The organism is Rhizobium sp. UBA1881 (assembly GCF_002338015.1).
GTDB lineage: Bacteria > Pseudomonadota > Alphaproteobacteria > Rhizobiales > Rhizobiaceae > Rhizobium.
This window is the reverse complement of the sequence record NZ_DDHH01000192.1, coordinates 50,159-58,295: the sequence shown is the minus strand read 5'-3', so window position 1 is coordinate 58,295 and position 8,137 is coordinate 50,159. Positions and strand designations below refer to the sequence as shown.

Below are 8,137 nucleotides of genomic sequence, written 5' to 3'. Positions count from 1 at the left end.
GTCGTCACCATCATGGGTCACGTCGACCACGGCAAGACCTCGCTGCTCGACGCCATCCGTCAGGCAAACGTCGTCTCGGGCGAAGCCGGTGGCATCACCCAGCACATCGGTGCCTATCAGGTCGAACAGAACGGCCAGAAGATCACCTTCATCGACACCCCCGGCCACGCCGCCTTCACGGCCATGCGTGCCCGTGGTGCGCAGGCAACCGACATCGCGATCCTCGTGGTCGCGGCCGACGACAGCGTCATGCCGCAGACGATCGAATCCATCAGCCACGCCAAGGCGGCTGGTGTTCCGATCATCGTGGCGATCAACAAGATCGACAAGCACGAAGCCAACCCGGACAAGGTCCGTCAGCAGCTTCTGCAGCACGAAGTCTTCGTTGAATCGCTCGGCGGTGAAGTGCTCGACGTCGAAGTGTCGGCGAAGAACAAGACCAACCTCGACAAGCTGCTCGAAGCCGTTCTGCTGCAGGCCGAAATCCTCGACCTCAAGGCCGACCCGACGCGTACTGCCGAAGGTATCGTCATCGAAGCCCAGCTCGACCGTGGTCGTGGTGCGGTTGCGACCGTCCTCGTCCAGAAGGGCACGCTGAAGCCCGGCCAGATCATCGTTGCCGGCGATCAGTGGGGCCGCGTTCGCGCGCTCGTCACCGACAAGGGCGACCACGTCAAGGAAGCGGGTCCGGCCATGCCGGTCGAAGTGCTCGGCCTGTCCGGCACGCCTGCTGCGGGTGACAAGTTCGCCGTCGTCGAAAACGAGAGCCGTGCGCGCGAGATTTCCGAATATCGCCAGCGTCTGGCCCGCGACAAGGCGGTTGCCCGCCAGACCGGCCAGCGCGGTTCGCTCGAACAGATGATGAGCAAGCTGCAGAACACCGGCTTCAAGGAATTCCCGCTGCTCATCAAGGGCGACGTGCAGGGTTCCATCGAAGCGATCATCGGTGCTCTCGACAAGCTCGGCACCGACGAAGTGCGGGCCCGTATCGTCCATTCGGGCGCCGGTGCCATCACCGAATCGGATCTGGCGCTTGCCGAATCCTCCGACGCCGCGATCATCGGCTTCAACGTTCGTGCCAACGCACAGGCGCGTGTCGCTGCTGAACGCGCAGGTATCGAGATCCGCTACTACAACATCATCTACGATCTGGTGGATGACGTTAAGGCAGCGATGTCGGGTCTGCTCACGCCGGAGCGCCGCGAAACCTTCCTCGGCAATGCCGAGATCCTCGAGGTGTTCAACATCACCAAGACCGGCAAGGTCGCGGGTTGCCGCGTTACCGAAGGCAAGGTCGAACGTGGTGCTGGCGTCCGCCTCATCCGCGACAACGTTGTCATCCACGAAGGCAAGCTCAAGACGCTCAAGCGCTTCAAGGACGAAGTCTCGGAAGTTCCGGTCGGTCAGGAATGCGGTATGGCCTTCGAGAACTACGAAGACATCCGCGCGGGCGATGTCATCGAATGCTTCCGCGTCGAGCATATCACCCGTACGCTCTGATCGTGCGAGACTAGAGTTGTGGACGGGCGCCGGATCATATGAGGCCGGCGCCCGAACCTTTTGAGGCCCCGGACTTTTGAGGCCCCAGATTTTTGAGGCAAAGAACAATGGCAACAAAAACCTCGACAGCACAGTCGCAGCGCATGCTGCGCGTCGGCGAGCAGGTGCGCGCCGCGATCACCCAGGTCCTGCAGCGCGGCGAAGTGCGCGACGACCTCCTGGAAAAGACCGTCATTTCCGTGTCCGAAGTGCGCATGTCGACCGACCTCAAGGTCGCGACCGCCTTCATCACGCCGCTCGGCGTGTCGGATCACGAGACGGTCATCACGGCGCTCAACCACCACGCCAAATTCATCCGCGGCCGTCTCGGCCCGCATCTCCGGCAGATGAAATTCATGCCCGAGATCCGCTTCCGCGACGATACGAGCTTCGACAATTACAAGAAGATCGACGAGCTGCTGCGCTCGCCCGAGGTCATGCGCGACCTTGAGGACGGCGATACCGACGAAAAGTAACAGAAGAGCCTTATGTCCAAACCACGCAAGCCCAAAGGCCGCCCGATCTCGGGCTGGCTTATCCTTGACAAGCCCGTCGACTTCGGCTCGACCGAAGCCGTCTCCAAGATCAAGTGGCTGTTCAAGGCGCAGAAATGCGGCCACGCCGGTACGCTCGATCCGCTGGCTTCGGGCATGCTGCCGATCGCGCTTGGCGACGCGACCAAGACCGTTCCCTACGTCATGGACGGCCGCAAGATCTACGAATTCACCGTGACCTGGGGCGAACAGCGCTCGACCGATGATCTCGAGGGCGAGGTTATCGAGAGCTCCGACAAGCGTCCGACGGAAGACGAGATCCTGGCGTTGCTGCCGAATTACACCGGCGTGATCAGCCAGGTCCCGCCGCAGTTCTCCGCGATCAAGATCGCCGGCGAGCGCGCCTATGACCTTGCCCGCGAGGGTGAGACGGTCGAAATCCCGTCGCGTGAGGTCGAGATCTATCGCCTGACGCTGCTCGAATGCGAGAATGAGAACACCGCGCACTTCGAAGTCGAGTGCGGCAAGGGCACCTATGTCCGCGCGCTCGCTCGCGATTTCGGCCGTGATCTCGGCTGCTTCGGCCACATCTCCGGCCTGCGCCGCAGCTTCGTTGCACCGTTTGCCGAGGATACGATGATCCCGCTCGCCGAGCTCGTCGCACTGGAAGACATTCAGGATGACGAAGAACGCCTGGCGGCACTCGATGCGCTTCTGATCGACACCAGCGAAGCGCTCTCCTCACTGCCGCATCTGATCGTCAACGACGACCAGGCCCACCGCCTGAAGATGGGCAACCCCATCCTGGTGCGCGGCCGCGATGCGCCGGTGGAAGAAAGCGAAGCCTATGCCACGGCCCGCGGCAAGCTGATCGCCATCGGCGAAATCGGCCAGGGCGAGTTCCGCCCCAAGCGCGTCTTCGGCTGATGTTTTGAACCCGGCGCCGACGCGCCGGGCACGCCTCTTCCCTTTGCTGCCTGAATGGTTTATAGGCAGCGCCAGCATCAGGCATTGCTTGAATGCATTCGCGGCCAAAGCTGGACGACATCCCGGCTTTTGGCGACCTTATCTCCTCTCATCGAAAGGAACATCCGATGTCGATTACTGCTGAGCGCAAGACGGCACTTATCAAGGAATACGCAACGTTCGAAGGCGACACCGGTTCGCCCGAAGTTCAGGTTGCGATCCTCACCGAGCGCATCAACAACCTCACGGAACACTTCAAGGGCCACAAGAAGGATAACCATTCCCGCCGTGGCCTGCTGACGATGGTTTCCAGCCGCCGCTCGCTTCTTGACTACCTCAAGAAGAAGAACGAAGGCCGTTACACCAAGCTGATCACCAGCCTGGGTATCCGCCGCTAAGGCTTTGCCGGCGGGCGCTCCTTATGGACGCCCGCCGCATTTGTTTCCGGGGAACGTTTCTCCGACACCGCAAGACGCCGCAGGCGTTTGCGGGACTGCCCGCGGACCCGGATGGGCCGGATCCGCAAAACCAACCGTTGACCTGTCATGGGGCAGGATTGCCGGATGCTTTCGGCCAAGGCGCACACCTTGGCCCGATTTTCTCGACGAGGAAATCGAGACCGCAAAGCCTCCCGTTGTCTTGCCCATGATGCGTCATCAACAATTGCGGTCGTCTGCGCCGTGCCTCAGGGCCAATGGCGCGCCTCCGCATTGAAGGACAAGACATATGTTCGACACTCATTCCGTGGAAATCGAGTGGGCAGGCCGCCCGCTGAAGCTCGAAACCGGCAAGATCGCCCGTCAGGCTGACGGCGCCGTTCTCGCGACCTACGGCGAAACCGTGGTTCTCGCCACCGTCGTTTCCGCCAAGGCGCCGAAGCCTGGCCAGGACTTCTTTCCGCTGACCGTCAACTACCAGGAAAAGACCTACGCAGCCGGCAAGATCCCCGGCGGCTATTTCAAGCGCGAAGGCCGTCCGTCGGAAAACGAAACGCTGGTTTCGCGCCTGATCGACCGCCCGATCCGCCCGCTCTTCCCTGAAGGCTACAAGAACGACACGCAGGTCGTCGTCACCGTTGTCCAGCACGATCTGGAAAACAACCCGGACGTTCTGTCGATGGTTGCCGCTTCGGCTGCTCTGACGCTCTCTGGCGTTCCCTTCATGGGCCCGGTCGGCGGCGCACGCGTCGGCTACATCAACGGCGAATACGTCCTGAACCCGCATCTCGACGAGATGGACGAGTCGATCCTCGACCTCGTTGTCGCCGGTACGCACGACGCCGTTCTGATGGTTGAATCCGAAGCCAAGGAACTGAACGAAGAAGTCATGCTCGGCGCCGTCATGTTCGGCCATAAGGGCTTCCAGCCGGTTCTCGACGCGATCATCAAGCTCGCCGAAGTGGCTGCCAAGGAGCCGCGCGACTTCCAGCCGGAAGACTTCTCCGAACTCGAAGCCGAAATGCTGAAGCACTTCGAAGCCGAGCTGCGCACCGCCTACAAGAACACGCAGAAGGCTGAACGCTACGCTGCCGTCGACGCCGTCAAGGCGAAGGTCAAGGCGCACTTCTTCCCTGAGGGCGAAGAGCCGAAGTACACCGCCGAAGTCATCGGCGCGATCTTCAAGCACCTGCAGGCCAAGATCGTTCGTTGGAACATCCTCGACACCAAGAGCCGCATCGACGGCCGCGACCTCGAGACCGTTCGCCCGATCGTATCGGAAGTCGGCCTCCTGCCGCGCACCCACGGTTCTGCTCTCTTCACCCGCGGTGAAACGCAGGCGATCGTCGTTGCCACGCTCGGCACCGGCGAAGACGAACAGTACGTTGACTCGCTCACGGGCATGTACAAGGAGCGCTTCCTGCTCCATTACAACTTCCCTCCCTACTCCGTTGGCGAAACCGGCCGCATGGGTTCGCCTGGCCGTCGCGAAATCGGTCACGGCAAGCTCGCATGGCGCGCTATCCGCCCGATGCTTCCTTCGGCTGAACAGTTCCCCTACACGCTGCGCGTCGTCTCTGAGATCACCGAGTCCAACGGCTCGTCCTCGATGGCAACCGTCTGCGGCACCTCGCTCGCTTTGATGGACGCAGGCGTTCCTTTGGCTAAGCCGGTTGCCGGTATCGCCATGGGCCTGATCCTCGAAGGTGACCGCTTCGCCGTTCTCTCCGACATCCTCGGCGACGAAGACCACCTCGGCGACATGGACTTCAAGGTTGCAGGTACTGCCGACGGCATCACCTCGCTGCAGATGGACATCAAGATCGCCGGTATCACCGAAGAGATCATGAAGGTCGCTCTCGGCCAGGCACAGGGCGGTCGCACGCACATCCTCGGCGAAATGTCGAAGGCGATCTCCGAAGGCCGTTCGCAGCTCGGCGAATTCGCTCCGCGCATCGAAGTCATGAACATCCCGGTCGACAAGATCCGTGAAGTCATCGGCTCCGGCGGCAAGGTCATCCGCGAAATCGTCGAAAAGACCGGCGCGAAGATCAACATCGAAGACGACGGCACCGTGAAGATCGCATCTTCCTCGGGCAAGGAAATCGAAGCGGCCCGCAAGTGGATCCACTCGATCGTTGCCGAGCCTGAAATCGGCGTGATCTACGAAGGTACGGTTGTAAAGACCGCCGACTTCGGCGCCTTCGTCAACTTCTTCGGCGCCCGCGACGGCCTCGTCCATATCTCGCAGCTCGCTTCCGAGCGTGTTGCCAAGACCCAGGACGTCGTCAAGGAAGGCCAGAAGGTTTGGGTCAAGCTCCTCGGCTTCGACGAGCGCGGCAAGGTCCGCCTGTCGATGAAGGTTGTCGACCAGGCAACCGGCCAGGAAATCCCTGCCGACAAGAAGAAGGAAGAAGCAGCCGAGTAAGCTGCGCCTTCCGAAGACTTCATGGGCGCGGGAATCTTCTCGCGCCCTTTTTCTATTCAGGATCGAGATAAAACGATGAGCAGCGAGACGCTGAAGACACTGTTCCACCCCTTTGTAAGCGGCACCGTCGAGGCGCCCGGCGAGGGCGAGCGCGTGCTCTTCCTCGGCGCCGAGGCTGGCTTCGCCCTGCCGCAGGGCTTTGCCGCCGCGCTGAGCGCCGTACAGGGCTTCCGTCCGCTGTACCGCCAGCTCATCGCCCAGCGCATCGAAACCACGCCTGAGGTCGAAGGCGAGGACTACGATGCCGTTCTGGTTCTCTGCAACAAGCACAAGGGCGAGAACGAGGCGAATATCGCCGAAGCACTCACCCGCGTGAAGATGGGCGGCCTCGTCGTCGTCGCCGGCGGCAAGGAAGACGGTATCCAGCCGCTGCGCAAGCGCATGGAAGCCTTCGGCCTGTCGCTCGAGCACATGCCGAAATACCACGGCGTTGCTTTCTGGTTCGGCGCGCCCGCCGATCCGTCCGAAATCATCGCCAAGTTCGCCAAGCCGGCTGTGCGCGTCGACGGCCGCTTCGAGGCTGCCGCCGGCATGTTCTCGCACGACCGCATCGACGATGGCTCGGAACTGCTGGCCTCGCGCTTGCCAGTCGATTTCACCGGCGACGTCGCCGATTTCGGCGCCGGTTGGGGTTATCTCTCTGTCGAAATGGCGGAACGCTCCCCCGGTGTCAGCCGCCTCGACCTCTACGAGGCGAATTACGCCGCGCTGGAGGCCGCCAAGGCCAACATCGAGGAGAACTGCCCGAATGTACCGGCACGCTTCTTCTGGCACGATCTGGCGGGCGAGCCGGTCAAGGACAAGTACGACCTGATCATCATGAACCCGCCCTTCCACGAAAGCCACGCCGCCGAGCCGGCGCTCGGCCAGGCAATGATCAAGACGGCGGCATCCTCGCTCCGCTCCGGCGGCCGTCTCCTGCTGGTCGCCAACCGCGGCCTGCCCTACGAGCCGGTACTGGCGGCGAGCTTCCGCGAAAGCGGCGAAACCTGCCGCAACGCCCGCTTCAAGGTCTTGTGGGCGAAGAAATAAGGCCTAGGGGTATCTCGATCCGCATCGTCGCGTCCGAGGTCACCTTGCCCGCTTTAGAGCGTCATCATGAGACTGCCGTCCACCTTGAGCGGCAGCTTCTGCGTAATATCGTTCTGCTGAAGCAGCTTTCGCTCTTCCCCGAAGATACCATTGCGCATCGCGTCTCGGATTGCACGGGATCGGGATCTCTCGTACTCCTCAAGGTCTCCGCCAGCCCCTATGATCGGGACGTCTATCCCGAGGCGGATTGGGTCGCTTTCGTCTCAAGCGACGCTCCCGCCCTTACAGAACGGCTTCTCGAGCACGTGCCAGAAAATATCGGCGTCGTGTTCAAGGTGGCCAATGATGCCGACCGACGGCTCATTTCAACGCGCTACGCAACAGAACAGAGAGCCTGCTATCTATCTTACACCGGGCAGGGCAGCGTCGAGCGCGATATCGACGTGGCTGTCACCGTCGCAGCTGGAAACGCCGTTCTCGACACGCTTGACTAGCAAGGGCACGACCGCAGCTGGCTGCAAACCCTCCTCGATGCCGGTGAGGCTTTTGTCTGCATCCTCGGTGACCAGGACCGGCCGCAATCGCTTTGCTTCGTCTTCCGGAACTATGGGGCGGTCTGGGAGATTGGCGGCGTCTATACCGCCGAGAATTCGAGGGGCGAAGGTCTCGCGGGCAAAGTCGTCCGCACGGCCCTGGCCGAACTTGCCAAGAGAAACATGCTCCCGCGCTATCAAGTCAGCGCCGACAACAGCGCATCAATTCGCGTTGCCGAGAAGCTTGGCATGCAATGCTTCATGACGCTTACGCACCACCTGCGCTTGCCACGCACCTGACCGGAATCCGCGCCAGGAAGGCGCCTGACGCAAGCTCACTCCGCACCTCGGGACGTGCGCTGATCTCGTCGAAGGACGACGGTATCGGCAAAGCCTCGTCTTCCGCCGACAGCCGCAAAGCTTCGATCGCATTGGCGGTCAGATGATCCCCGACGTCTGCTGCCGAAAACACAGACGGCAGATCGGGAAAACTGACTCCGAAGGCGCTATCCGGCTCCTTGTGCACGAGCGCGAAGAAATATCTCATCATCGCTTTCCCTACTCGCCCAGCCTCGAAGGCTGGGCCTGTGTTGATCTGCGGGTCCGCAGAATAGTATCGAAAACGAAAAAGGCCATGCGCAATATAAT

At 61.7% G+C, this 8,137-nt stretch carries 9 protein-coding genes; 8 read left to right on the top strand and 1 reads right to left on the bottom strand.

Annotated features, from left to right (window positions below; genetic code table 11):
- The 8 genes from infB to B3605_RS25865 all read left to right on the top strand — a co-directional run.
- The coding region (infB, locus tag B3605_RS23935) for a translation initiation factor IF-2 (protein WP_296436484.1) at nt 1–1,500 on the top strand (1,500 nt) is incomplete at its 5' end.
- A 107-nt stretch (nt 1,501–1,607) separates the two neighbouring features.
- Nucleotides 1,608–2,015 carry a 30S ribosome-binding factor RbfA gene (rbfA, locus tag B3605_RS23930; protein ID WP_296436482.1) on the top strand — a complete coding sequence of 136 codons (408 nt, stop codon included), beginning with the start codon at nt 1,608–1,610 and terminating at the stop codon, nt 2,013–2,015.
- A 12-nt stretch (nt 2,016–2,027) separates the two neighbouring features.
- Nucleotides 2,028–2,960: a tRNA pseudouridine(55) synthase TruB gene (truB, locus tag B3605_RS23925; protein ID WP_112944984.1), complete on the top strand. Its 933-nt coding sequence runs from the start codon at nt 2,028–2,030 to the stop codon at nt 2,958–2,960.
- A 167-nt stretch (nt 2,961–3,127) separates the two neighbouring features.
- Nucleotides 3,128–3,397, top strand: coding sequence for a 30S ribosomal protein S15 (gene rpsO / locus B3605_RS23920; protein WP_026283114.1), 270 nt, complete (start codon nt 3,128–3,130; stop codon nt 3,395–3,397).
- Between the two features lie 328 nt (nt 3,398–3,725).
- A complete protein-coding gene (pnp, locus tag B3605_RS23915; RefSeq protein WP_111563050.1) occupies nt 3,726–5,864 on the top strand; it encodes a polyribonucleotide nucleotidyltransferase in 2,139 nt (712 codons plus the stop codon).
- Nucleotides 5,865–5,939: 75 nt separating this feature from the next.
- Complete coding sequence (locus tag B3605_RS23910) at nt 5,940–6,956, top strand: class I SAM-dependent methyltransferase (RefSeq protein ID WP_112944983.1); 1,017 nt, start codon at nt 5,940–5,942, stop codon at nt 6,954–6,956.
- Between the two features lie 44 nt (nt 6,957–7,000).
- The gene (locus B3605_RS23905) at nt 7,001–7,450 is read left to right on the top strand and encodes a hypothetical protein (RefSeq protein ID WP_296436469.1); all 450 of its coding nucleotides are present in this window, start codon (nt 7,001–7,003) and stop codon (nt 7,448–7,450) included.
- A 21-nt stretch (nt 7,451–7,471) separates the two neighbouring features.
- Nucleotides 7,472–7,789: a GNAT family N-acetyltransferase gene (locus B3605_RS25865; protein WP_409457203.1), complete on the top strand. Its 318-nt coding sequence runs from the start codon at nt 7,472–7,474 to the stop codon at nt 7,787–7,789.
- Here the strand turns inward: B3605_RS25865 and B3605_RS23900 are convergent.
- A complete protein-coding gene (locus B3605_RS23900) occupies nt 7,758–8,036 on the bottom strand; it encodes a type II toxin-antitoxin system HicB family antitoxin (RefSeq protein ID WP_112944982.1) in 279 nt (92 codons plus the stop codon). The genes B3605_RS25865 and B3605_RS23900 overlap by 32 nt on opposite strands.
- Nucleotides 8,037–8,137 lie beyond the last annotated feature (101 nt).